Below are 24,187 nucleotides of genomic sequence, written 5' to 3' on the forward strand. Positions count from 1 at the left end.
TCCTCAGGCCTTCCATTGACCGCGTTTTTCCGGCGCCATGCGCTCCTGCGGCAGAATCCGCGGTAGCTCGCTAAGCGGAATGTTGCCCTGAATGACGTGATCCAAAGCGCTGTCACGCATAGTGTACAGCCCGGAATCCAGTGCCAGGGCTCGCAACTCGCCAACCGGCGTATGCCGTGATACCGCATTACGCAGCTCGCCATTGAACTGCAGATACTCAATAACGCCCACACGCCCTTTGGTGCCAGTGCCGTTGCACTGCGCGCACCCCTTGCCACGGAAGCAACGGAACCCCTTGGGAATCGCCTTGGGGAATACTTCCTTGAGAATTTCCGGGTCGGGTTCGTCCTCAACCTTGCAGTGCACACACACACGCTTGGCCAGACGCTGAGCAATGACCGCCAGCAGCTCGCTGGCCAGCGAGTTGGGGTGAACATTCAGGTCGAACAGGCGCTGCACGGCGTCTACCGCATCGTTACAGTGCAGGGTTGACAGTACAACGTGACCGGTCTGCGAGGCACGGATGGCCTCCAGAGCGGTCTCATGATCACGAATTTCGCCGATCAGAATCACATCCGGGTCCTGCCGTACAAACGAACGCATGGCATCGGCAAAGTTGAAGCCGATATCCGGGCGCACCCGGGTCTGCTGGATATTGTCGATAGAGTATTCAATCGGGTCTTCGATGGTGATGACCTTGCGGGTGGTGTCTTCCGCCAACAGCTGGAGACCGGCATTAAGCGTGGTGGTCTTGCCCGACCCGGTCGGGCCAACTACCAGCACCAGTCCGGCCGGGTTGCGCAGCAACCGCCGGTAGGCGTTGGCAATATGCTCCTGCATACCCAGCTTTTCTATGCTGATCAGTGACGAATTTTGCGGCAGCAAACGAATGACAACATGCTCGCCATGTAGCGACGGCTGCACTTGCACACGCAGATCAAATCGTGAGTCGCCCACCCGCGCCTGCGAGCGGCCGCCCTGGGGAAGCCGGCGCTCAGCGATGTTGAGTTCAGAGCGCAGCTTGATCACGTTGATCAGGCCAGCATACTCGGCAGGCGTGATGTAGTAGTGGTTAAGGTCGCGCAGTTCGCCATCCACCCGCAGCCGCACGCGAATATCTGCACCATAGCGCTCAAGGTGAATATCACTGGCACGATCAGCCACAGCATCCAGCAGCAAGGCCTCGTAGAGGTTGACCAGCTTGGCCTCGCTGTTTTCGCTCTGCGCCGCCAGCAGGTCGCTGTCGGCGTCACTAGTCGCGGTTGGATCGATCCGATCAAGGGTCTGCCCACCGCGCTCAAGCGCCCCCCAGATGCGGCGATAATCGACTGGGGTTACCAATACCCGGTCAATCTTCAGACCGGGAAACAGCTGCTGCACCTCATCCATCGGTGCGTTCGGATCGCGACAGGCAACAACAACCGTTTTGCCATCAGAGCGAATCGGAATGATGTGTTCGTGGCTGAGGTAGGCACGCGACAGGTTAGCGTGTAGCTGCGGGTCAATTCGTGCCATCACCTCGTTGGCACTGAGCAGCGGCAGTCCGTACTGGTCCGATAACGCGCGATACAGCTTCTGCGCGTCAAGATTCTGCAGGCGGCTGATTTCGTCGACGACCAGGGTCCGGTTGCGGGCAGCCTTCGCACGCGCCTCGCGCAGCACATCCGGCGAGACGAAACCCAGCTCGACGTAGATGTCGTCGCCACTGGTGACGAACTCGATAAAACCATGCTCACTGCGGGCAATGCGCTTGTTGCCGCGGTTGATGTATTTCACCAGTAGCTGACGAGAGGCGTCGCCAATCTCGATACAGACAAACTCACCACGCAACGCCAACTGGTCCCACAGCGGTTCTCTGGTCGCAATCTTGGGTGTGGAGACCAGGATCAGATCAAAGGGCGCCAGATCAGACGCTCCCAGGTTGGCATCGCCGCAGCGCACTGTGACGTTCTGCAACCCCTGGGCTGCCAAGCGTTCACGTGACAGGTCGGCAAGTGGCTGCAGTCGCTCTACAGCCACTACTTCCTTCGCCAACATCGCCAATATGGCGGTCAGGTAGCCTGATCCCGAGCCCAGGTGCAGTACCCGAGACTGTCGGTCGATGCGGCAAATATCGAGTATCTGCTCGACTGCCTTTTGTGGAGGAATACCGCGACCAGCAACCCTGCGCTGGCCATCGCTGAGAATAAATGCCTTGCGGTCAACGCTCGCTATGGCATGCGCGTATCGCTCAATCCGATCGTTGCTTTGCAAATCCGTCCCCTGTCACGACTGCATACGGGCCTGGTTCAAGGTGGGGGCTGAAGCAGACGTGTCGGTGCCATAGCAGCAGGCGCCTCACTTCAGCCAGCACCACCGGCCAGCTTCAACGCCTTTATGCCAGCATTCCTGCAATTAGGCCAGCCACTCTTAGCTTTGGGGGGCAATAGTGGTCATCACCGTAACCCCGGGGTTTTGCTAATGTCAGACACACCGGGACACTTGTTGTTGACTGTCCCCGGTACTGGCGACAGCGGCGCAAAAATCAGACACTACCGGATCACGGCAAGCCTGACCTGTCACGAACAGTCGCGATGACCGCGCTACAATACGTCGGTGCTGGTCTTTAATGAGCAAAGCCTACCCGATAAGGAGATGTGCATATGGACAACCTCGCACTGCAGTGCCAATGCGGCACCGTCAGGGGCCGAGCAATCAAGGTCTACCCTGTCGACGGCACGCGTGTCGTTTGCTACTGCCGCGACTGCCAGGCGTTTGCTCACGCCTTGAACGCGGCGGATCGGATACTCGATGCCGAAGGGGGGACCGATATCTACCAGCTCCCGCCAGCCAGACTGCAGATACACCATGGCCATGACCAGATTCGCTGTCTGCGCCTGAGCGAAAAAGGTCTGTACCGCTGGTACGCTGGCTGCTGCAATACCCCGATTGGCAACACCCTTGGCCCCGGCATGCCGTTGGTGGGGCTCATCCACGCCTTCATCAGTGACCCGGATGCCGAGTTCAAGACCGGGCCAGTCCGCGCACTGGTCAACCTGAGCAGCGCCACGGGCACTGTTCCAAGAGAAAAGGTGCGGGCAGCGCCGGCCAAGGGCTACATGCGCAAGATCCTGTTCAAGATTGCGCTCTGGAAGCTGGGAGGGAAAACTCACCCAAACCCGTTTTTTGCCGGCAAAAAACCGATTACCGAACCACAAATTGTCTCGCCTGGTAGCACGGTATGAATCAACTCTGTTCTTCTGTTTGGCTGGTTGACGGCGAATCCGTTCGCTTCTTCACCCTGCCCTTCAGCACTCGAATGACGGTAATTCGTCTGGCCAACGGCGACCTGTGGGTGCACAGCCCGGTGCGCCTAACTGATCCACTGCGGGATGCGATTGACGCACTCGGGCCCGTACGCTGGCTAATCGCCCCCAACCATTTGCACCACCTGTTTGTTGCAGACTGGCAGCAGGCCTGGCCAAACGCTGCATTGTGGGGGACCCGTGAGGTCCAGGAGAAACGGCCCGACTTGCGATTTGACGGCACGCTCGGTGAAGGTGAGCCGCCTTGGTTGGCAGAAATAGACCAACTGCTGTTCACCGGGTCACCCGCCATGACCGAGTGCGTTTTCCTGCACAAGGCCTCGCGCACCTTGATCGTCTCAGACCTGATTGAGAACTTTCACCCTGACCAGTTGGGCTGGCTGCAAAGACCACTGGCCAAAGCCGCCGGAGTCGTTTCACCCAATGGCGGCATGCCAATTGACTGGCGCTTCAGCTTTCGCGGCCACCATGACCAGGCCAGAGCCCATATTGAGCATATACTGGCGTGGCAGCCAGAGCGCATTGTCATGGCTCACGGGGTCCTGATCGAAAGCAACGCTGACGCGTTTTTGCGCCGGTCCTTTCGCTGGTTGCGCCCCGGACCGGCCAGTAAATCCGCGCAGGAGAAGAGCTGAGCGGCGGTAGTATGCCAGCGGTGGGGCCTTCCCCGCCGCTCTTCGTCGCCCCGGAAGTTCATTCACGGCTGACAGGCCGGTATTTACAGATATCGGTTACCGGGCTGCTGGCCGGCTGTGCAATTGGCAGCGTTGGAAAGCGTGAAAGGGGGTCACTAGGTAACCAGGTTCGAGCGGCCAGCCAGGAATTCGAGCCACAATAATCCGTTCTTTTCCCTCCCGATGCCCCTGTGTTGCAGTACCATAAGTCGTCAAGCGACCGCTCTGTTCCGGGCATTTAGTCGGTCGCAAAATCATTCGACTTAACACGAGTGCTAACCATGAGCCGAATCAAGCTGGCGCTTTGCCTTCTGTTGCTAGCCACCTCCGCTGCCTGGCTGGCGGCCGATACCCTACTGCCTACCCCCTTTACGTACTTCGCATTTCGCGGGGTATTTGTGCAGTACTCCGGAGTCCTTGCCATGGCGATGATGAGTGTCGCGATGATTCTGGCCAGCCGTCCTTGCTGGCTTGAACGGCACCTGGGCGGCCTCGACAAGATGTACCGCCTGCACAAATGGCTTGGGATCGGTGCGTTATTTGTCTGCACGGCACACTGGTGGTTTGCCAAAGGCACCAAGTGGATGGTGGGGTGGGGATGGCTCAGCCGTCCCGCCCGCCGCGAGGGGGGCGCCGGGCTAGATATCTCGGCAGCAGAACAATGGCTGCGGAGCCAGCGTGGGCTGGCCGAATCGTTGGGCGAATGGGCCTTCTATGGTGCTGCTGCGCTGATTATTCTTGCGCTGCTCAAAGCGGTCCCTTACCGCTGGTTCAAGAAGACGCATAACTGGCTCGCAATCGCCTATTTGGTCCTCGCGTGGCACAGTCTGGTGTTGATCAAGTTCAGCTACTGGAGTCAGCCTGTTGGCTGGCTGACTCTACTGCTGCTGATCGCTGGGTGCGTCGCGGCAGTGTTGGTGTTGACCGGACGGGTTGGCCGCAGTCGCAGGGCTCAAGGGCAGATTGAAGAAATAACCCATTACCCCGGTGTTGACGTAATTGAAGCGCGAATAGCGCTGACTGATTACTGGCCCGGCCATACCCCGGGTCAGTTTGCGTTCGTGACATCCAAGGCTGATGAAGGCGCTCACCCCTACACGATAGCCTCAGCGTGGGACCCGGCCATGCCAAAGGTCACCTTCGTGGTCAAGGCGTTGGGTGACTGGACCCGACAGCTCAAGCACTGGCTGCGGGTCGGCATGCAGGTCACCGTTGAAGGTCCATACGGCTGCTTCGACTTCTCTGACCCGGCTCCCCGACAAATATGGGTAGGCGCAGGCATCGGGGTTACGCCTTTCATCGCGCGGATGAAATATCTGGCGCAGCAAGGCGGCGAGCACGATATTGATTTTTTCCACGTCACCAGCGATGTCGACCAGGCAGCCATCGATAAGCTGTCTGCCGATGCGGCCGCTGCCGGCATACGTCTGCACTTGCGCGTCTCGCCGCGCGACGGTCGCCTGACAGCCGAGCAGATAAGAATTCTGGCTCCGCATTGGCAGCAGGCCAGCGTGTGGTTTTGCGGCCCGACCGCGTTTGGGCAGGCCCTGCGGCGCGACTTCATCAGCCTGGGGTTGTCCGCTAAACGGATACACCAGGAGCTGTTCGAAATGCGTTAGCTTTTCACCCTCCTGCTCCGCAACACAAAGCATGTCGGCGAGGCCGAATGAATGTACGATCAACGCCAACGACAACGGCCGGGATAGATAGAAGGCAAGGTATCGGCATGAAACTGTCTGGTTTGAAACCTATTGCGCTGTTCGAGGCCAGCAAGGGACTGTTGGCGCTGCTCGTCGCGCTCGGCATTCACGAACTGGCCGGCGATAACCTGCAAAGCGTCGCCGAATCACTAGTCACTCACCTGCACCTGAACCCCGCAAGCCACTTGCCTGGCATCATTATTGACGCCAGCCGCAGCCTCAGTGACGCGCGGCTTGGGTTGATTGCCACCGGCGCCATGGTCTACTCACTGGTGCGGTTCATCGAGTCCTGGGGCTTATGGCATCAGGTTCGCTGGACCGAGTGGTTTGCTCTGGTCAGCGGTGCCATATACCTGCCTGCCGAACTCTATGAGTTCGCTACGAGCCCGAACCTGCTCAGTACCGGGCTGCTCGTACTCAATCTGGCTATCGTGCTTTATCTGTATCTGACGCTGCGGGTCCAGCGTAAAACCCACCAGCAGTGATTCCATAGACCCGCTTTCGGGCGCTATGCCCACACCATTGGCAAGCGGCGCCACAAGGCATGTCAGCGAGCAGGCTTGGCTTTGCCGATGGTACCGGCCGAACAAAATAACCATCGCCAATAGTGCTTGAGCGTCTTTCGCTTTACTGGTATCCCAGCACTCGGCACTGGCTTGCGACCACCTGCGAAAGCTGCAGCGTTGTGAGCCTGCGCCGGATACCACCGAACTGGGAGACATCACCATGACTCTGCACGAAGCTGATTTTCTTGCCCGCAAGGGCAAAAAGCCAATCACCATGTTGACCGCCTATACCTGCCCGGTTGCCCGTGGCATTGAAGCAGCTGGCGTACCGGTGATTCTGGTCGGCGATACCGTGGGTATGGTCGAAATGGGGTTTGAAAGTACCCGTGATGTGACCCTGGAGCATATGGAGTATCACATTGGAGCGGTACGGCGCGGCGCGCCCAACACCCATATCATCGGCGACCTGCCCTACTTGACCGATACCGATCCGCAGACGGCCCTGGCGAGCGCCCAACGGCTGATTGCCGCCGGCGCTAGCAGCATCAAGCTTGAGGGCCCAAAGGAGGAAGTGATTCGGCACCTGGTCGACAACGGCGTCGCTGTGGTTGGCCATACTGGGCTGACGCCGCAGACCGCTACATCCTTTAAACGGGTCGGGACCGATGATACTGACGCCCGGCGTATTCTCGAGGAAGCCAGGCTGATCGAAGACGCAGGCGCGTTCATGGTTGTTCTGGAACATATCCCTTACAGCCTCGCAGGCGTTATTACCCGCACGCTGCGTATCCCGACTATCGGTATCGGTGCGGGCCCCGACTGCGACGGTCAGGTACTGGTGATCAACGACGCGCTCGGCTTGGGCGACTACTGGCCGCCCTTCTCCAAGCAGTACGCGCACGTCAGCGACACCATCCTCAAGGTTGCTCGGGACTTCACCGCCGAGGTGGAATCGCTTGAGTTTCCCAACAACATCATTCAACTGACCGGCACCGGTCGACACTGAGGTATGCTCCTGCGGCGCGCCTGCGCGCCGCAGGAAACCGTTATCGTGTTTCTTGCAGCTACCCAGGGAAAAGAGCGAACGCAGAAACCGCATTCTTGAGCTGCAAACACGTATACGTGTCACTTCCCGTCACCGGCCAACTATGCTTGACTGACGCCTTACCCCGCTGCGCAGGAGGCGCGCATGACCACTCGAGCAATCCTACTGCTGTCCGCTTTCCTGCTACTGGGTGGGTGCAAGCAAGACGTCGAATCCATCTCGCTGCCGGAGTTTATTCAGGGCTGGACGCAGGACCAGCGCAGCGATGAACAGGTGATATGGGACGGGCTAGTCGGCAACTGGTACGGCTCACTGGTACGTGAGGATGGTTCTCGCCACCAATGGCTCAATCGGCATTATGCTGACGGAACCTACGAAGTCGATTTTCAGACTGTCAGCACCAACGGGAGGGTCAGTTTCTCTCGCGAAACGGGTCAATGGGGCGCGGCTGGAGGCATCTATTTCACCATTTTTCGCGGCTGGTTACACGGCGACGAGTTCGAGCCGTCCGATCCGAGCGATGCGTTCAACTACGACGCCTATCGCATGCTCAAGCTGCAGTCTGACCTGGTCATTTACGAAAGCCTGAAGACGAAAACGCGCTACGAAGCACGCCGAGTACCGGAGGGATTTCGCATTCCCGCGCCAGATGAAGAGACCGGTATCTAATAACAGCAACGACGTCTCCACGCTTTACACACGCTTGCAATATCCCGCTTGGATACGGCACAAGCCAATGCCATTATGCGGTGCTCAATTTTTCCGGATATCGCCATGCTGACTCTGTTTTTCGCTGCTGCTGCCCTTGGCCTAATCTTTAACGCCGCCCCTTGCGCAGTCTTCGCTGAAACCGTGCGCGAAGGCATTCGGGGCGGTTTTCGCTCCGCGTTTGCGGTGCAGATTGGCTCACTGGTCGGCGACGCGACCTGGGCCATTCTCGGGCTCGGTGGAGTCGGTTTGCTGTTGCAGATGGAGGTCTTGCAGATACCGGTTGCAATAGCAGGGGCAGCCTATCTGCTATGGCTATCCTGGGAATCCTGGTCAAGTGCCGATCAGGAGTTTGCAGTGGACACTCAGACCGGCGCTCCCTGCCGTAAGCGTGCGCTGCGCGCCGTGCTGTCTCTGACCAACCCGCAGAACATTGCCTACTGGGTAGCATTGGGTAGCGCCATGGGGGCGGTGGGCGTTAACAACCCGACGCTATCGGACTATGGCATGTTCTTCGCTGGTTTCATGACTGCATCGGTCGCCTGGGCATTCGTCTGCGCCGCCATCGTTGATCGGGTATTCCGTAACGCCGGCCGCCGCTGGGCGCGGCTGACCTATCGGATATGTGCCATCGCTTTTCTTGCCCTGGCGCTGGCATCAATCAAGAACCTGCTGCAACCCGGTTCAGAGACCACCGGTACAACCGTCATCATGACGGATACGCACCTACGGGCCTGACTTCCTTGCCAAAGCGCATCGTCAGGCGCGTATATCGGCCCATGCCCGAGGCGAGCCCGACTTTCCACCAGTCTTGTGTACTGCCTCTCGAGTAGCTGCCATGCACCCAGTGCTTATCTCCATTTCGTTGCTGGTCTGCAGCAACATCTTCATGACCTTCGCCTGGTACGCCCACCTCAAGGAGCTGAACAACAAACCCTGGATCATTGCGGCCTTAATCAGCTGGGGGATTGCCCTTTTTGAATACCTGCTACAGGTGCCTGCCAATCGGATTGGTTTCAGTGTGTTGTCAGTTGGCCAACTGAAGATTATTCAGGAGGTCATTACTTTGTCGGTATTTGTTCCCTTTTCGGTGATGTATCTCAAGGAGCCACTGAAACTGGACTATCTGTGGGCCGGACTCTGCCTGCTCGCTGCGGTCTACTTCATGTTTCGAGACAAGCTGGCTTAACCTCGGCAATGATCTGATCTAAGGTGCACATATCTCGTCACTCAGCCTGTAAGGAACGCGCGTGCTGATCCCTCTTCTGGTTAATCTGGTCATGCTGTTCGGCGCTCTGGTGCTGTTCTTTGCCGCCTGCGGCATCGCCAACAATTGCGACAACCTGAGCCCACTGGAAAACAAAATACTAGACAGCAGTCTGTTTGTGCCGGGGCCACTGCATCTGGTTACGCTGCTCGTGATTGGGCTGGAGGCGCTGTCATTGCTGCAGATCCAGAATCCGCGCTGGCTGTACCTTCCCGCTGTCGTCAGCATTGCCTACTGGATCACCCTGATGATGATCAACGCCCGCAAGAATCGGTATCTCCGCGCCGACTGAATCTGTCGCACGGCGACAAGACAGCGCTCAGCCTCAACTGGCACAATACGCTGTCCTTGCCATGTGAGCCCCGCTATGAACGCAATTCAGTACCCTATCTCTGGCTCCTGCCAATGCGGCAGCGTCAGCTACCAGTTGCTGGCACAACCGCAAGCAGTCATGGCGTGCCACTGCCGCGAGTGTCAGAAGCTCTCCACGAGCGCCTTCAGCATCACCGCGATCGTTCACGAGCAGGACATTCGCTTCAGCGGGCCGCTCACACACTGGAGCCGCGTGGCCGACAGCGGCAACATCAATGGCGCCGCCTTTTGCCCGACCTGTGGCAATCGCATCTACCACTATAGCCCGGCGCAGCCTGGCATCATCAAGCTGAAGCCGTCGAATCTCGACGATACACGCGTTATCAAACCTACCCGTCACGTATGGGTTAGCGAGAAGCAGGACTGGTACCAGATTCCTCCGGGCGTCGAGGTATTCGATTACCAACCCTGAAAACGGGCTGATCGATCAACCACGATACCTACGCTCAGAAACTTGCACCTCCTTCTCGGTGAGCCTGCCGCGTGTAAGTACGCACTCTCTGGCCGATGTAATTCGCGCTTTACACTGTATTTTCATACAGTATGATAGTGGCGTCTGGGCGCAGCGTGCGCTCACCCTTCTTTGCCAACAAGCCAGAGGTGCGCATGGCCGTTGAAATTGTTTACCGCAGTAGCAGAGACCCGGAGCAACTGTTCATGGATAAAGCCCAAGCAGACCGTCATGACAAGATGCTGGAACTGGCTGAAACACTGGGTGAGGTGTTGCAGAAAGCGGTACCACAACTGGGCGAACAGCTTGCCGAAGAGGTCAGCATCTACATGGCCCGTCACCGCGACATCTTCGCCAAAGCCTTCAAAAACAACCCCGAGGTCCTGACCGAACTGGATAGTTCCGGGGCGGCTTGAATCAGGTTACAGGTACATCCAGAAGTTCGGATGGGCCTCTGCAGGCTGCTCGCTAGTCACAGGTTGGCGCAGGCGGACAATACGTTTGATCATCTTCATGGTGAATCTCCCGGTGGTAATGTTGGTCACAGGGAGATAGTGCTGCAGCGCAGTTTGTCGGTGAAATCAATTAACTTAATGGCGTTAATTGAGCCGCCCTTAATGCAGCAACACATTACCGCCACTAAAAAAGGCATTCGAGGGAAAGCGTCAAATAAATCTCTCCTCCCCACTTCTCATCAACGGTGGCTGCCCGTAGGCTAGGCTTTCTGCCATTCCTACAATGAGAAAACCATGTTGAACACGCGTGCTTTGAGATTGCGTAGCGCCATCAGTGCTGCGCTACTGTGCACAGGCGGTTTTGCCCTCAATGCTTCAGCCGCCACGGCCAGCTACAGCGGAAACCTGAATGCGCCCGATGGCTCCTGGAATCGTCCTTTCGCAGACGGCAGCTGCTGTTCCGGCCTTGGTCCTGTTACCTACAATGCGCAGCCTTTCTATGTCGGTACAGATGGCAGTTATTCGCTTGAATCCAGCCAAACCTACGATGGTTACCTGTTTGTTTATCAGGGCAGCTTTGACCCTGCCGATCAAGTGGCCAACTTTGTCGCCGGCGACGATGACGGTAACGGCGGCGTAACCACGTCCAATATCGATAACATCAACCTGACAGCCGGGACCCGGTACATTATCGTCGATACCGGCTTTGCCGCTGGTGACGCCGGCACCTACACTACAACCATCACGGGGCCCGGCGTCATCTATCTGGCAACCCTGCCGCTGGTATCTGCAGATGTGCTGCTGGGCGATCTTTCGATCAGCTCGAATAAGGCGCTTGCGCGCGTGCTGACTCAACGCCTGAGCAGTCTCCGCGAGGCCTCCTGGATACCGCAGCACGGTTTCTTCCTGCAGACCAGTCATGATGAACATGACGTTGATTCGGACGCCTACCAGGCGGGCTACCATTCTCGCAGCAACCGCATCACTGCTGGCCTGGATCACAAGTTGACCCCGTCTCTGGTACTCGGTGCGGCACTCAGCTATGAAGATGGCGACAGCAATGTGGACGCTTCCAGCGATCAAATCACGCGCACCGCAACCAGTCTGTCCGCGTTCGGCAGCTACCAGCTGACCGAGCGGCTCCATGGGCAAGGCATTTTGAGTTATACCCGCGCAGATTACGATCTGGATACCAACGCCGATGCGGATACCAGCGCCGATGAGCTGTCACTGCTGCTGGGCCTCGGTTACCACAACCAGCTAGGCGCGGTGTCTCTCGACCCATTTGCCCGCGCGCAGTACGTATACAGTGACATTGACGGATACCGCTACAATAACGGCAGTGAAGTTAGCCAGCAGCGTGCCAGATCACTTCGTTCGATGTTCGGGCTTGATACGTCAATGCAAATCAAGACCGGAGCTGCCGTGCTCACTCCACGTGCCAGCCTAGCATGGGAGCACGAGTACAAGGACGAAGCCCGTCACCTGTATGTCGCCAATAATCGCCTGCAGACGAGCAACCCTGATCGTGATTACTTCACTGCAAGCATCGGCATTGAAGCGGCGTTCAGTGAAGAGCTGACGGCATACGCTAACTACAGTACCAGCATCGACTCTGTCGACAGCTACGGCTCTGCCGTTGCCGGCGTTCAGTTGCGCTTCTGACGGCTGTCAGTTGGCGCCCTGCTTGTTGTCGGGGCTCGGACTCGCCGCCAGCCTGATCGGATTGCCCAGCCCCTGAGCCAGCATACCCGCAGTGGCGACCTAGCCTGGTCGCCCGCTGGCAATGGGCTGCTCTTAGTAAGGATGCAATCAGGGTTTCACCAGCTGACCTAACGGCAGCAAAAGAGAACCAGCTCACAGCTTGCAGAACGGTCTTGTAGCAATTTGTAGTCAACACCATGACGCCGGACATTTAACGCTACAATTCGCGCGAAATTTGGCCATGCGGTCAACCCTCCTCCCTTACTGAATAGCCGCAACCACGGCCAGCATCTGTGTTCCGGCCAGCGTTACAAGGAGTTAAACCATGCGCAGGATGATTGCATTTATTGCCGTAACGGCCTTCGCCAGCGCGGCATACGCCAAGGTGGAGCCCGACGAAGCCCTCCGACTGGGCCGCGACCTTACCCCTCTCGGTGCCGAGCAAGCCGGCAACGCTGAAGGCACGATTCCAGCCTGGACCGGTGGCACCAGCGCTCCGGCGGGCTATCATCCTGGCATGCACCACCTTGACCCGTTCGCTGCCGACGCCGAGCGACTCCGCGTGGATATCACCAACCTCAGCCAGTATCAGGATCAGTTGCCTGCAGGGCTCGTAGAGTTGCTCAAGCGTCAGCCTGGATACTATCTGCGCGTCTTTCCCAGTCGCCGCAGTGCTTCAGCGCCTGAGCGTATCTATCGCGCAACCCGAGCCAACGCCACGCGCGCCGAACTGATCGCCAACGGCAACGGCATACGCGGAGCAGCGACGGGCATTCCGTTCCCGATCCCGCAGGAAGGCATGGAGGTTATCTGGAACCACATCCTTCACTACAAAGGCGAGCAGAACCGCTTCATTAACAGTCAGGCCGTCGTAATTAATGGCAAGGCCAACCTGATCACGCGTGACCGGTCGATCTATTACGTTTACAACCGGGATGGCATGACCACCGAGCAATTGGACAACACGCTGCTGTATTACAAGTATGTGGTCACCGCGCCTGCCAAGCTCGCGGGTACGGCGCTGGTCGTACAGGATCCGCTGGATCAGGTGTTGACCACTCGCCGCGCCTGGCGCTACAGCCCGGATAGCCGCCGAGTCCGTCGCCTGCCCGTGCTCGCCTATGACTCAATTCAACCTGACACCAGCGATCTGGCCACCGCAGACGTGGTGGATTCGTTCAATGGTGCGCCGGACCGCTACGAGTGGAACCTGGTAGGCAAGCAGCAATTGCTGGTGCCCTACAACAGCTATGCGGTGCATCAGCAGGGCATTCCCTACGATCAGATTGTGCTACCGAACACCCTTAATCCGGCGCTGCTGCGTTACGAGTTGCACCGTGTGTGGGTACTCGACGCCACCCTGCGTACCGGCTATCACCACCCATACGCGGCGCGGCGTTTTTACATCGACGAGGACAGCTGGCAGATCCTGGCTGTCGATCTGCGCAACAGTGCTGGTGAATTGATTGGTCTGCAGGAAAGCCACCCAATCAACTACTACGACGTTCCGATGTTCAGTAGTACTCTGGAGACCTTGTACCACCTGCAGGACGGCAACTATTTCGTCGACGGCCTGGATAACAACGAGCCGATGTACGACTTCAATGCACCGCTGACGCCTCGAGACTTCTCGCCGCAAGCGCTTCGTCGCGCAGGTAACTGAGCTGACGCTACCCACAGTAGCCGGTATTTCGTCAAACTGTGGGTAGCTCGTATTTCTCCGCGCTCAACCAACGCCCTCCCTCAGACTTTGGCTACCCTCTCCTGTCTCCCTCCCCCTCCCTCGAGGGCCTGCCACACCTCAAGTCAAGGACTAAAGTCCGACCAGAATGCCCATTAGCCCGAATGGAAATATCTAGTTACAGAGTATTTGATCAGAGTCACAACCAAAGAGTAATCTGGCGTGGTTGCAAGTGGCCATATCCCCATCGGCGACGCCCTTCGTAGACGACTAACGGATTCGTTTCGCATCAATAACAACAATAGTTTCTGTGCAGGTGGAGCGCAGTTTCCTATTAGCTGTCCGGAGCAACACCATGTTCAAGTTTAAGCGTAATAACGATAGCAACCGCCAGCACACGGAAATGCAGGTATATAAAACCCAGCTCATGGCTCTTAAAGGTCACATGGCCTCCATCGAGTTCGCCCCGGACGGCACGGTAACGGACGCCAACCCACTGTTTCTGCAGCTCATGGGCTATCCGCTTGAGCAAGTACTGGGGCAGCATCACCGGATGTTCTGCGATGAAGCCTATCTGCGCAGCCCCGAGTACCAACGTTTCTGGCGCGACCTATCGGACGGCAAAGCCCATTCGGGCACCTTTCGGCGGCGCACAGCCCAGGGGCAGAACGTCTGGCTGGAAGCCACTTACTTTCCAGTAAAGGATGAGAGCGGCAAGGTCGTAAGTGTGCTCAAGATTGCTGCTGATGTGACCGACGCCAAAACACAGCTGCAGGAAAGAGATGCGGTGTTTGCAGCGCTCGACAAGTCTCTCGCGGTCATCGAGTTCACGCCGGATGGCACCATCGCTACAGCCAACAGCAACTTTTTAAACCTGCTCGGCTACCGGCTGGAGGAGCTGCGTGGAAAGCACCACCGTATTTTCTGCCGCGACAACTTCTATCAGCAACATCCCAGATTCTGGGCCGAACTCGCCCGCGGAGAATTCAAGTCAGGGCAGTTTGATCGCGTGGACAAGCGCGGCAATACCCTGTGGCTCGAGGCAACCTACAACCCGGTTTTTGATGACGCTGGCAAGGTTATCAAAGTGGTGAAATTTGCTAGCGACATTACCCGCCGCGTTGAACAAAACCTGGCCATTCGGCAGGCCGCCGAGGTCGCCAGCAGCACATCGGAAGAAACCGCAGCTATCGCCCAGCAAGGACTAAAGGCGCTACAGGACGCAGTGGATACTGCCGTTCGAATTGCCAGCCAGGTAACAGAGACTACGGCCTTGATCGCCGAACTGAATACCCAGTCGCGCAGCATTGAAGACATTGTTGCGACCATCACGGCCATCGCGGATCAGACCAACCTTTTGGCCTTGAATGCCGCAATTGAAGCCGCCCGGGCGGGAGAGCAAGGTAGGGGATTTGCCGTGGTAGCCGATGAAGTGCGCCAACTGGCCGGTCGCACCAGCAATTCCACCTCGCAGATTGCTTCTGTCGTACAAAAGAACCGCGAGATGCTGCAACGCGTCACCTACAACGTTGATGCTGTTAGCCTCACGGCCGAGGAAGGAAGCAACCGAACGAGCCAGGTATCGGGCATCATGCAGGAAATCTATCAGGGTGCAGACAACGTCTGTCGCTCTACCGCAGGTTTGCTGGACGTCAACTGAACCAAGCTGCAGGCCATATCAACTGATATGCGCCTGCAGAATCTCATACAGCGCCGGACGGTTCGCCTTGATCTCTTCCGCACTCAAGCCCTCAAGCGAATGCGGATACTTCAGCCAGGCGTCGGTGCTGTGCAGATAGTACTGCGGCTCCCAGTCCAGCTCGTTGCGGCTTGGCTTGTAGTACGGCACGGCGACACGGATATCGTGGGGTGTATTCAGGCGCGCTTTCTGCCGCAGCTCGTTGATGATGGCCTCCAGCGAGCGGCCGGTGTCAAAAACGTCGTCAACGATCAACAACGAATCTTCGTGGGTCACATGCTTGACCAGATAATTCAGGCCGTGCACACGCACTTCCTTACTCTGCTGGTCAATGCCGTGATACGAGGACGTACGAATCGCAATGTTGTCGGTGTGTACCCCGTGGTAGTCCAGAAACTCCTGAACCGCGATACCCATCGGCACACCACCGCGCCAGACCGCAATCATGAACGTCGGGCGAAAGCCCGAATTGAGCACCTGCGCGGCCAGACTGAAAGCGTCTTCGAGCAGACTTTGTGCACTAAGGTATTGTTTCTCAGCCATAAGACCGTAAGCTTCTCCAGAATCGTGCCATGATCACACCAGAGGGAGCCGCCTGGCAAGCTATGAACCAATCCAATTCCCCGCAGCAAAGCACTCGCAATCGCCGGTTCCTCGATGAAAACCAGCTCATCGAAGATGCCTTTCGTCTTGGTGTACAGATTTTCGAGAGCGGTTTCCGTCCCAATTTCATCGTTGGGCTGTGGCGTGGCGGCAGCACTGTGGGTATTTACGTGCAGGAGTGCCTGCAGACCCTGGGTGTTAAAACCGACCACATCGCGTTGCGCACCTCCTATCGCGGCATGGAGCATTACGAAGCCATGGTCGCAGCACCTGAAGCCGAGATTCGCGTGCACGGCACCCACTACCTGCTGGACAACCTGAACCAAAGTGACCGGCTGTTGATCGTCGACGACGCATTCGGCACCGGGCACAGCGTGCAGGCGGTCATCGACAAGCTGAACGGGCAGCTCAAACGCAACATGCCGACCGACACCCGCATCGCAACGCTCTATAAGCGTACCGGCGCGGCGAAGACCAGCCTGCAGCCTGACTTTTGCCTGTACTCAACCGAAGACTGGCTGGTGTTTCCTTACGAAATGAACGGTTTGACTCGCTCGGAGATAGATCAGCACAAGCCCTATCTGAGCCCGATCCTCGATTCCGTCAATGCACTGGACTGAGTTCTCCAGCAACTTCACGGTAGTGCCGCAAGACCAACCGCCGCGTCTCTGACGCGGCCGCCCCCCCCTACCCCATTCAGGTGATTCGCTGGACGCCCTGACTCCCGCTCGCTATCTTCGGTACACACCCATGCGTTTGTTACACCACAATGACAACAACAATGAAAACGCCTGTTGCCCTTGGCCAAAGGGTTATTCGTGCACTTGTCGGCCTGGTGCTGGCTCTCGGTACGCCTGTCGCTAGCCTCGCCAACCAGTCGGATCTGCCTGTGCTGACGGCTGGCTACATTCAGTTCCCCCCGCTGGCCTATACCGACGAGCAAGGCCAAGCTCAGGGACGCATCATCGAGCTGACCAACGAACTGGCGGCAGCCAGCGGATTCCGGGTTGAGTGGAAGCGTTACCCGATCAACCGCATCTATCATTACCTGGAGACCGGAGATATAGACCTGTGGCCCGGCTCACCAGGGGTGCCGGCCTTGAGCAGATTTACCGTGGAATCCAGTGCCCTCGACATCAACGTCAAGCTGTGCGCCTTTGCCCTTGAAGGCACTCCGAAAGTCAGCAGCCTCCAAGACCTCTCCAGGCACGACTTGGTGCTTATTCGGGGGTACACCTATCGAGAGCAACTCAACCGGGTTATTGCCGAGAACCACTCCCATCCGATTGTGGCACCGGACCACATCGCTGCGATGGAATTGCTGCTGCGCGGACGGGCGCAATATCTGATCAGTTACGGCCACCCAATGCAGCGCGCAATGCGCCATTACCCGCTGCAAGGCACTCGCTGCGACCAACTGGACGAATGGCCACTGGTCTATGTCATTTCACGGCGTAACCCGGACGCCCTACAACTTGCGGAAACACTCGACTCGGCTTTTTTTCAGTGGCGTGAGGCCAATCCCCAGCCGCCGATGTTGCGTGGAGTCCGGCGTCGCCTAGCGACAACTCATTGAGTGGCTGCCACACCCTCCCAGACTTCGATGTTTTGCCTGCGCCCTACTCTCCATTGACGCCCGAGCCGGATGGCATCGGCTAGTCCGAGTTCAGCTAGGCGACCCTGAACCCTCGCACGCTCCGGCTCTTGCAGCCCCAGCAGGGTATCGGTTGCACGCTGCAGAATGTAAAGCAGGTAAGGCTCGACCCCGACCTCAATGGTGGCACCACGAAACCGGGTTTGAATCATCCCCACTTGGCGCACCTGCGGCTTTTCTGTGACCGGGGTACCGTCGGCCGGCTGCAACTCGGCAACCCAGGCATCAAGAAACGCCAGCTTGTCCGTCAACTCCGGAAAGATTTCCTCGGCGATATGCTGCAACACCGGGATCAGCGTTGAAGGTAAGTCATCATTGGCGACGAACGCTGGCTCCGACTCGGCGTACTCGACAACATCGAGTCCTGGCGCTGTCATCCGCTCGACCCAGCGGTGAACACGTGGTGCCCGGCGCTGCATGATGGCCAGCGGTACCGGGTCGCGGCCCAAGTGAGCAAACATCGGGCCGATCAGGCCATAGTCGGCAATCGAAGGCTGAGTGCCGAGCAAATATGGCCATTCTGCAAAGTGTTGTTCCAGGCGATCGAGCAACTGCAGGAAGGATGACTCGATCTGCGGAATACTGTCTGCGTTGACTCCCAGGCGCGGTAAATAGGAGTTCATCCGGCCCATGATCTGCTCGGCCAACTGAGCCCCCGAGCCGAGAGTAAAGGCGCAACGCAGGAACGCTTCCTGCTCCGCCCGGTATGACCAGCGGTAGTGCATGGCGTGTTTCAACATGGCCTGCCCACCGTAATACTCAATGATAACGGCAACAACGCGCTGTAACGGAGTCTGTGGGTAGGCTGGCCAAGGGACGCCCTGCGCCTCCAGGTGATCGATGATGTCGACGGTATCCTGGATTACCTGACCGTCTGGCGTTTCCAGCACCGGGATGATGCCTCGCCCGATTTGCGGAAGAATGCGCTCGGCAAAATCTGGATGCCAGGTCGATAGTTCAACGTAGGGCAGCCCTTGATTGCGTAGATAGCAACGTGCCTTACCGGTATACAGCGAATGCGACGCGCCATACAGGCGATAGGCTGAGGTAGATTTCATCAGGGCTCCCTTGGTTGTTGTCTGTTTTCCCCGCACAAATACTGCCAGCGACGCAGAAAGTAGACAACCCGAGGGAATGTCTCGTGAATACCACCTCCCCCGTGTGAGTAGAGGTGGTAACCGCGATCAGGCTGCGATCGGGCTGCGCCAGTCGTCAGAGCCGGAGGTACCGGACACTTCATGTGTCCAGATGATCTTGCGGTAGGTGAAATACACGTCTTCCAGATGCGTAAAATGCGCTTTGGCCGGGTCCTGGCAGTTGGGCATCTGTGACTGGACGTCGACGATGATGGCGTCCTGCAGTTCGATGGTGAAGTAATGTTCCTGCGTGCCGGTTGCGGATGTGCGATACCACTCCAGTCGGCAGCGTGACAGCCGCTCGCCGGAGGTCAGCGCGTTGAAGATAAGTGGCGAGGACTTGTCGAACACCTTGGTGATCATCAGCGGCTTGTGTACCCGCTGACCTGTCGGCTGACCCGACTGGGGATCACGCGGAATGATGACCTGGTGATTGAAGCCCTGCACCAGTACCTGGTCTTCGTGACCTTCCTGAAAGATATTGCCGACCGAGTCCTCGGTAAAAGTACCGGCGGTAATCAGCCCCTGTTTGGTGCCTTCGATGGTGAGATAGGCAGGTGTTGGCATGTGTGCTCCTTGCGTCAGTCAGTTGCCCCGGAAAATCCCGGAGAAACTCTTCTTACAAGAGCCAAGCCAAGTAAAAATAAGGGCTAAATATCAGAAGGTTACCAGCACATCCTCACTCAGAACATGACATTATTCCGAGATATCAACAGTCTGGTTGGGCAACTTCTTCCGACCGACTGCGCAGGTCTCTGCGCAGCCGTTTGATCATCGATGCGGTTTGGCGCCAGCCAGATAGCGCCCCGTCAGCCAAGCTGCGCCGCCCATGATGATTGCGCCAATCAAGGCATTGGTCTGCAGCGCCAGGGTAAAACTCAGTTGCAGCGCCGACAGCACCTGAGTCGCCATCACCTCTGGCAAGTGTGCGGCCAGGCCAAGCGCACCGCCAACCGTATCGCTGGCAACTTCGATCTGATGTGCACTCAACCCGGCAGGCAATTGCTCCATCATATGCTCTCGGTAAACGGCGGCGCCCACGCTGCCGATCACCGCTATGCCCAGTGCCATCCCCATCTCGGTTGCGGTTTCGGACGTTGCAGCCGCAGCGCCGGTTTTCTCTGGCGGCGCCGACCCGATCACCAGATCAGTGCCCAGAATCATCATCGGCATGATACCGACGCCCAGCAGCACGGTGGCCAGCACCATCAGCCATGGCCCCGGGAACTGCCCGATCACCAACAGCACCAGGAAACCCATTACGGCAATCAGCAGCCCTCCGCTGATCAGCACGCGCGGCGCTAGCCAGCGCGCCATGCGCGGCACCAAAAGCGAGGCCGCCGTCTGCAACAGCGCCGACGGCAGCATGACCAGCCCTGCCTGGAGTGGCGTCATACCAAGCGCTCCCTGCAGGTACTGGAAGATCAACAACCAGGCGCCCGACAGCGCCAGAATACAAAGCATCATAGCGCTGACCGACACGCTGAACGCAGGCTGGCGAAACAGCGCAAGATCAAACATCGGCTCAACCAGTCGGCGCTGACGGCGAACAAACAGGGTGCCAACCACCAAACCGGCCAGCAGGGAACCGCTGGCCAATAGGTTGATCCCGTCGCGCGCGCTGTCTTTGATGCCAAAGATCAATAACAACACGGCACTGATGCACAGCAGCGCGCTGGCAAGATCCAGGCGGCCGGCCTGCTCGTCACGAAACTCGGGCAACAGCCAGGGACCGACCAGCAGCAGCAAGACCATCACCGGTACCGCCAACAGAAACACCGAGCCCCACCAGAAGAACGCGAGCATGATGCCGCCGACCAGTGGACCAATAGCGCTACCAACAATGAAGCCAGTCATCCAGATGGTAATTGCCAAGGTGCGCTCATGTTCGAGGTGGAACATATTGCGGATCAGCGCCAAGGTCGACGGCATCAAGGTTGCACCGGCGATGCCGAGCAACGCCCGAGTGGCGATCAGCATCACCGAGCTATGGGCAAAGGCCGCGGCAAGGGACGCGAGTCCGAACGCAGTTGCGCCAATCAGCAGCAAGCGACGACGGCCGATCCGGTCACCCAGGGTGCCCATGGTGATGAGAAACCCCGCCACCATGAAACCGTAGATATCCAGAATCCACAGCAGCTCGGCACTTGAAGGCTCGAGATCAGCGCTCAGGTGCGGCGCTGCAAGGTGTAATACCGTCATATCCAGGGCTAGTAACAGGGTGGGCAGCACCAGCACGGCGAGGCCCAACCACTCGCGACGGCCAGCACGCGGATGGGCAGGGGAAGTTGAAGCGGGGGTGAATGGCATGGAGCCTCCTTGCAGCAGGACCTTATACGCCGGCGCCAATCGTCTCAGCAAGGTACAGTTGCAACTGCAAATTACAATACAGCCCTTCTCGCAGGCGCTGCCAAGACTCCCTTCGCAGCGCCCCTTCTGCTATCATCCCAGCCCTTTCACGTTCAACCGCAAAGTATCCCAAACGCCCATGTCCGATATCGCCGCGACTCGTCAGATCCTCGTTACCAGCGCCCTGCCCTATGCCAACGGTTCCATCCACCTTGGGCACATGCTGGAGTACATTCAGACCGACATCTGGGTTCGTTTCCAGAAGCTGCGTGGCCATCAGGCCGTCTACGTCTGCGCGGACGACGCCCACGGCTCTGCCATCATGCTGCGCGCCGAGAAGGAAGGCATCACCTCCGAGCAATTGATCGCCAACGTACATGCCGAGCATTCAGCAGACTTCGCGGACTTTCTGGTCAACTTTGACAATTTTTACTCCACCCATTCGGAGGAAAACCGCGAGCTGGCAGAGCTGATCTATAGCCGTCTGAACGCGGCTGGCCACATCAGCACCCGCTCGGTGACCCAGTACTACGATCCGGAAAAGGGCATGTTCCTGGCCGACCGCTTCATCAAGGGCACCTGCCCCAAGTGCGCGGCAGAGGACCAGTACGGTGACAACTGCGAGAAGTGCGGCGCAACCTACGAGCCAACCGAACTGAAAGACCCACGCTCGGCGATCTCCGGCGCAACCCCGGTCCTGAAAGACTCCAAGCACTTCTTCTTCCGCCTGCAAGATTTCGCCGACATGCTCAAACAGTGGACCCGTAGCGGTGCCCTGCAGGACGCCGTCGCGAACAAGATTGCCGAATGGCTGGATAGCGGCCTGCAGGAATGGGACATCAGCCGTGACGCGCCCTACTTTGGCTTCGAGATTCCAGGCGAGCCCGGCAAGTACTTCTACGTCTGGCTGGATGCACCGATCGGTTACATGGCCAGTTTCAAGAACCTCTGCAGCCGTCGTCCCGAGCTGAGTTTTGACGCTTTCTGGAATGCAGACTCCAACGCCGAGCTATACCACTTTATCGGCAAAGACATCGTCAACTTCCACACGCTGTTCTGGCCAGCGATGCTGGAAGGCGCAGGCTTCCGCAAGCCGACTGCGGTCAACGTACACGGCTACCTGACTGTCAACGGTCAGAAAATGTCCAAGTCGCGCGGCACCTTTATCAAGGCGCGCACCTATTTGGATCACCTGAACCCCGAATACCTGCGCTACTACTACGCCGCCAAGCTCGGTCGTGGCGTGGAAGACCTGGACCTGAACCTGGAAGACTTTGTACAGAAGGTCAACTCTGATCTGGTCGGCAAGGTAGTCAACATCGCCAGCCGCTGCGCCGGCTTCATCCACAAGGGCAACGGCGGCGTGATGGTCGAGGGCAACCCGGCTCCGGAACTGAGCAGCGCCTTTATCGACGCAGCACCAAGCATCGCTGACGCGTACGAGAAGCGTGATTTCTCCCGCGCCATGCGCGAAATCATGGCGCTGGCCGACAAGGCTAACGCCTGGATTGCTGACAAGGCACCATGGGCATTGAACAAGCAGGAAGGCAAGCAGGATGAAGTCCAGGCCATCTGTGCACTGGGTATCAACCTGTTCCGCCAGCTGGTGGTTTTCCTCAAGCCGGTACTGCCAAATCTGGCGGCCGACGCAGAGGCCTTCCTGAACGTTGCACCGCTGCGCTGGGAAGATCACCAGACGCTGCTGACAAACCACCAGCTCAATGCCTTCAAGCCGCTGCTGGCCCGTATTGAACCGGCGAAAATCGACGCCATGATCGATGCGTCCAAGGAAGATCTGGCCGCAGCCGAGAGCACCGCCCCGGCGGGTAACGGTGAGCTGGTCAAGGAACCGCTGGCCGAGGAAATCAACTTCGACGCCTTTGCCGCCGTTGACCTGCGCGTGGCGTTGATCGAGAAGTGCGAGTTCGTTGAAGGTGCCGACAAACTGCTTCGTCTGAGCCTCGATATCGGTGATGCCAAGCGCAATGTGTTCTCCGGTATCAAGAGCGCCTACCCGGACCCGAGCAAGCTCGAAGGCCGTCTGACCCTGTACGTTGCCAACCTGGCACCGCGCAAGATGAAGTTCGGTGTTTCTGAGGGCATGGTGCTGGCGGCAGGACCGGGCGGTGAAGAGATTTTCCTGCTCAGCCCGGATCAAGGCGCCAAGCCGGGCCAGCGGGTCAAGTAAGCAAAAGCGGAGCAATCAGCGGGCGGCCTGCCGCCCGATTAGCCTGGACCGACGAAGCAGCCTGCAGAGCTGCGCGCGACCGGTCCGTACATGGGGTTGGGTTACATGGCTGAATTTGCCCTCATTTTGGTCAGTACCATACTGGTCAACAACTTCGTCCTGGTGCAGTTCCTCGGACTGTGTCCGTTCATGGGTGTTTCCGGCAAGCTGGAAACCGCGATCGGCATGTCCGCTGCGACTACCTTCGTGCTGACGTTGGCTTCCATCCTCAGCTATCTGACCTTCCAGTACATTCTGGTGCCGCTGGACCTGGAGTTTCTGCGCACCATTTCCTTCATCCTGGTCATCGCGGTCGTGGTGCAGTTCACGGAAATGGTCGTCCACAAGACCAGCCCGCTACTGTACCGGGTGCTGGGTATCTTCCTGCCGCTGATCACCACCAACTGCGCGGTACTGGGCGTCGCCCTGCTGAACACCAATCGCGCCGAACAGACCTTCATGAAATCTGCCACCTATGGCCTCGGCGCGGCTATCGGTTTCTCGCTGATTCTGATCCTGTTCGCCGGTCTGCGTGAACGCATCGCCATTGCCGACGTACCTACGCCATTCCGCGGCGCCGCCATCGGCATGATCACGGCGGGTCTGATGTCGCTGGCGTTCATGGGCTTCACCGGCTTGATAAGGTTGTAA

23 protein-coding genes are annotated in these 24,187 nt (G+C 58.1%); 18 read left to right on the forward strand and 5 right to left on the reverse strand.

Annotated elements, in window-relative coordinates:
* Window positions 1-3: 3 nt before the first annotated feature.
* On the reverse strand, window positions 4-2,253 hold the full coding sequence (locus C1949_RS09970; RefSeq protein WP_211287114.1) for an ATPase, T2SS/T4P/T4SS family: 2,250 nt from the start codon (window positions 2,251-2,253) through the stop codon (window positions 4-6).
* A 389-nt stretch (window positions 2,254-2,642) separates the two neighbouring features.
* Between C1949_RS09970 and C1949_RS09975 the strand changes: the two genes are divergently transcribed.
* The 14 genes from C1949_RS09975 (at window position 2,643) to C1949_RS19765 (ending at window position 15,528) form a co-directional block, all read left to right on the forward strand.
* Window positions 2,643-3,224, forward strand: coding sequence for a DUF6151 family protein (locus C1949_RS09975; protein ID WP_104738339.1), 582 nt, complete (start codon window positions 2,643-2,645; stop codon window positions 3,222-3,224).
* Window positions 3,221-3,940 (forward strand): DUF4336 domain-containing protein, encoded by a 720-nt coding sequence (locus tag C1949_RS09980; RefSeq protein ID WP_104738340.1) that lies wholly within the window; start codon window positions 3,221-3,223, stop codon window positions 3,938-3,940. The genes C1949_RS09975 and C1949_RS09980 overlap by 4 nt, the downstream gene beginning before the upstream one ends.
* A gap of 320 nt (window positions 3,941-4,260) precedes the next feature.
* On the forward strand, window positions 4,261-5,598 hold the full coding sequence (locus tag C1949_RS09985) for a ferredoxin reductase family protein (RefSeq protein ID WP_104738341.1): 1,338 nt from the start codon (window positions 4,261-4,263) through the stop codon (window positions 5,596-5,598).
* Between the two features lie 107 nt (window positions 5,599-5,705).
* Window positions 5,706-6,164 carry a DUF2127 domain-containing protein gene (locus C1949_RS09990; RefSeq protein ID WP_104738342.1) on the forward strand — a complete coding sequence of 153 codons (459 nt, stop codon included), beginning with the start codon at window positions 5,706-5,708 and terminating at the stop codon, window positions 6,162-6,164.
* 241 nt (window positions 6,165-6,405) lie between these two features.
* Window positions 6,406-7,191 carry a 3-methyl-2-oxobutanoate hydroxymethyltransferase gene (panB, locus tag C1949_RS09995; RefSeq protein ID WP_104738343.1) on the forward strand — a complete coding sequence of 262 codons (786 nt, stop codon included), beginning with the start codon at window positions 6,406-6,408 and terminating at the stop codon, window positions 7,189-7,191.
* A 183-nt stretch (window positions 7,192-7,374) separates the two neighbouring features.
* Window positions 7,375-7,899 carry a hypothetical protein gene (locus C1949_RS10000; protein WP_104738344.1) on the forward strand — a complete coding sequence of 175 codons (525 nt, stop codon included), beginning with the start codon at window positions 7,375-7,377 and terminating at the stop codon, window positions 7,897-7,899.
* Window positions 7,900-8,004: 105 nt separating this feature from the next.
* A complete protein-coding gene (locus C1949_RS10005; protein WP_104738345.1) occupies window positions 8,005-8,676 on the forward strand; it encodes a LysE family transporter in 672 nt (223 codons plus the stop codon).
* Between the two features lie 100 nt (window positions 8,677-8,776).
* On the forward strand, window positions 8,777-9,127 hold the full coding sequence (locus C1949_RS10010; RefSeq protein ID WP_104738346.1) for a DMT family protein: 351 nt from the start codon (window positions 8,777-8,779) through the stop codon (window positions 9,125-9,127).
* Between the two features lie 61 nt (window positions 9,128-9,188).
* Window positions 9,189-9,497, forward strand: coding sequence for a hypothetical protein (locus tag C1949_RS10015; RefSeq protein ID WP_104738347.1), 309 nt, complete (start codon window positions 9,189-9,191; stop codon window positions 9,495-9,497).
* Between the two features lie 75 nt (window positions 9,498-9,572).
* On the forward strand, window positions 9,573-9,989 hold the full coding sequence (locus C1949_RS10020; RefSeq protein ID WP_104738348.1) for a GFA family protein: 417 nt from the start codon (window positions 9,573-9,575) through the stop codon (window positions 9,987-9,989).
* Between the two features lie 194 nt (window positions 9,990-10,183).
* Window positions 10,184-10,444: a YebG family protein gene (locus C1949_RS10025; RefSeq protein ID WP_104738349.1), complete on the forward strand. Its 261-nt coding sequence runs from the start codon at window positions 10,184-10,186 to the stop codon at window positions 10,442-10,444.
* Between the two features lie 333 nt (window positions 10,445-10,777).
* On the forward strand, window positions 10,778-12,148 hold the full coding sequence (locus C1949_RS10030; RefSeq protein WP_104738350.1) for an autotransporter outer membrane beta-barrel domain-containing protein: 1,371 nt from the start codon (window positions 10,778-10,780) through the stop codon (window positions 12,146-12,148).
* A 364-nt stretch (window positions 12,149-12,512) separates the two neighbouring features.
* Window positions 12,513-13,850, forward strand: a complete 1,338-nt coding sequence (locus C1949_RS10035) for a DUF1329 domain-containing protein (protein WP_170063050.1) — start codon at window positions 12,513-12,515, stop codon at window positions 13,848-13,850.
* A gap of 328 nt (window positions 13,851-14,178) precedes the next feature.
* On the forward strand, window positions 14,179-15,528 hold the full coding sequence (locus C1949_RS19765) for a methyl-accepting chemotaxis protein (protein WP_280527932.1): 1,350 nt from the start codon (window positions 14,179-14,181) through the stop codon (window positions 15,526-15,528).
* An 18-nt stretch (window positions 15,529-15,546) separates the two neighbouring features.
* Here the strand turns inward: C1949_RS19765 and C1949_RS10045 are convergent, their stop codons facing one another.
* Window positions 15,547-16,110 (reverse strand): phosphoribosyltransferase, encoded by a 564-nt coding sequence (locus C1949_RS10045; RefSeq protein WP_104738352.1) that lies wholly within the window; start codon window positions 16,108-16,110, stop codon window positions 15,547-15,549.
* A 62-nt stretch (window positions 16,111-16,172) separates the two neighbouring features.
* Between C1949_RS10045 and C1949_RS10050 the strand changes: the two genes are divergently transcribed.
* Entirely contained in the window at window positions 16,173-16,790 is a 618-nt protein-coding gene (locus C1949_RS10050) for a phosphoribosyltransferase (RefSeq protein WP_104738353.1), read from the forward strand.
* A gap of 161 nt (window positions 16,791-16,951) precedes the next feature.
* Entirely contained in the window at window positions 16,952-17,746 is a 795-nt protein-coding gene (locus C1949_RS10055) for a transporter substrate-binding domain-containing protein (RefSeq protein ID WP_170063051.1), read from the forward strand.
* Here C1949_RS10055 and C1949_RS10060 read toward each other — a convergent pair.
* The 3 genes from C1949_RS10060 to C1949_RS10070 form a co-directional block, all read right to left on the reverse strand.
* Window positions 17,740-18,882 (reverse strand): glutathione S-transferase family protein, encoded by a 1,143-nt coding sequence (locus C1949_RS10060; protein ID WP_104738355.1) that lies wholly within the window; start codon window positions 18,880-18,882, stop codon window positions 17,740-17,742. The two genes, C1949_RS10055 and C1949_RS10060, sit on opposite strands and share 7 nt — an antisense overlap.
* 126 nt (window positions 18,883-19,008) lie before the next feature.
* Complete coding sequence (locus C1949_RS10065) at window positions 19,009-19,527, reverse strand: Hcp family type VI secretion system effector (protein WP_104738356.1); 519 nt, start codon at window positions 19,525-19,527, stop codon at window positions 19,009-19,011.
* 204 nt (window positions 19,528-19,731) lie between these two features.
* Window positions 19,732-21,270: an MFS transporter gene (locus tag C1949_RS10070; RefSeq protein ID WP_104738357.1), complete on the reverse strand. Its 1,539-nt coding sequence runs from the start codon at window positions 21,268-21,270 to the stop codon at window positions 19,732-19,734.
* A gap of 178 nt (window positions 21,271-21,448) precedes the next feature.
* Here C1949_RS10070 and metG point away from each other — a divergent pair, with 178 nt between their 5' ends.
* Together metG and rsxA are read left to right on the forward strand one after the other, a co-directional pair.
* Window positions 21,449-23,497 carry a methionine--tRNA ligase gene (gene metG, locus C1949_RS10075; RefSeq protein WP_373289804.1) on the forward strand — a complete coding sequence of 683 codons (2,049 nt, stop codon included), beginning with the start codon at window positions 21,449-21,451 and terminating at the stop codon, window positions 23,495-23,497.
* Window positions 23,498-23,602: 105 nt separating this feature from the next.
* The gene (rsxA, locus tag C1949_RS10080; protein ID WP_092288309.1) at window positions 23,603-24,187 is read left to right on the forward strand and encodes an electron transport complex subunit RsxA; all 585 of its coding nucleotides are present in this window, start codon (window positions 23,603-23,605) and stop codon (window positions 24,185-24,187) included.

The sequence above is a fragment of the Halopseudomonas oceani genome, from assembly GCF_002903165.1.
GTDB classification, from domain to species: domain Bacteria; phylum Pseudomonadota; class Gammaproteobacteria; order Pseudomonadales; family Pseudomonadaceae; genus Halopseudomonas; species Halopseudomonas oceani.

Coding starts and splice junctions, on each gene's coding strand:
- C1949_RS10025 (WP_104738349.1), top strand. CDS start 10,184: ATGGCCGTTGAAATTGTTTACCGCAGTAGCAGAGACCCGGAGCAACTG.
- rsxA (WP_092288309.1), top strand. CDS start 23,603: ATGGCTGAATTTGCCCTCATTTTGGTCAGTACCATACTGGTCAACAAC.
- metG (WP_373289804.1), top strand. CDS start 21,449: ATGTCCGATATCGCCGCGACTCGTCAGATCCTCGTTACCAGCGCCCTG.
- C1949_RS09990 (WP_104738342.1), top strand. CDS start 5,706: ATGAAACTGTCTGGTTTGAAACCTATTGCGCTGTTCGAGGCCAGCAAG.
- C1949_RS10035 (WP_170063050.1), top strand. CDS start 12,513: ATGCGCAGGATGATTGCATTTATTGCCGTAACGGCCTTCGCCAGCGCG.
- panB (WP_104738343.1), top strand. CDS start 6,406: ATGACTCTGCACGAAGCTGATTTTCTTGCCCGCAAGGGCAAAAAGCCA.
- C1949_RS10000 (WP_104738344.1), top strand. CDS start 7,375: ATGACCACTCGAGCAATCCTACTGCTGTCCGCTTTCCTGCTACTGGGT.
- C1949_RS10065 (WP_104738356.1), bottom strand. CDS start 19,527: ATGCCAACACCTGCCTATCTCACCATCGAAGGCACCAAACAGGGGCTG.
- C1949_RS09980 (WP_104738340.1), top strand. CDS start 3,221: ATGAATCAACTCTGTTCTTCTGTTTGGCTGGTTGACGGCGAATCCGTT.
- C1949_RS10055 (WP_170063051.1), top strand. CDS start 16,952: ATGAAAACGCCTGTTGCCCTTGGCCAAAGGGTTATTCGTGCACTTGTC.
- C1949_RS10060 (WP_104738355.1), bottom strand. CDS start 18,882: ATGAAATCTACCTCAGCCTATCGCCTGTATGGCGCGTCGCATTCGCTG.
- C1949_RS10070 (WP_104738357.1), bottom strand. CDS start 21,270: ATGCCATTCACCCCCGCTTCAACTTCCCCTGCCCATCCGCGTGCTGGC.
- C1949_RS10005 (WP_104738345.1), top strand. CDS start 8,005: ATGCTGACTCTGTTTTTCGCTGCTGCTGCCCTTGGCCTAATCTTTAAC.
- C1949_RS10010 (WP_104738346.1), top strand. CDS start 8,777: ATGCACCCAGTGCTTATCTCCATTTCGTTGCTGGTCTGCAGCAACATC.
- C1949_RS10045 (WP_104738352.1), bottom strand. CDS start 16,110: ATGGCTGAGAAACAATACCTTAGTGCACAAAGTCTGCTCGAAGACGCT.
- C1949_RS10030 (WP_104738350.1), top strand. CDS start 10,778: ATGTTGAACACGCGTGCTTTGAGATTGCGTAGCGCCATCAGTGCTGCG.
- C1949_RS10020 (WP_104738348.1), top strand. CDS start 9,573: ATGAACGCAATTCAGTACCCTATCTCTGGCTCCTGCCAATGCGGCAGC.
- C1949_RS09975 (WP_104738339.1), top strand. CDS start 2,643: ATGGACAACCTCGCACTGCAGTGCCAATGCGGCACCGTCAGGGGCCGA.
- C1949_RS09985 (WP_104738341.1), top strand. CDS start 4,261: ATGAGCCGAATCAAGCTGGCGCTTTGCCTTCTGTTGCTAGCCACCTCC.
- C1949_RS10050 (WP_104738353.1), top strand. CDS start 16,173: ATGAACCAATCCAATTCCCCGCAGCAAAGCACTCGCAATCGCCGGTTC.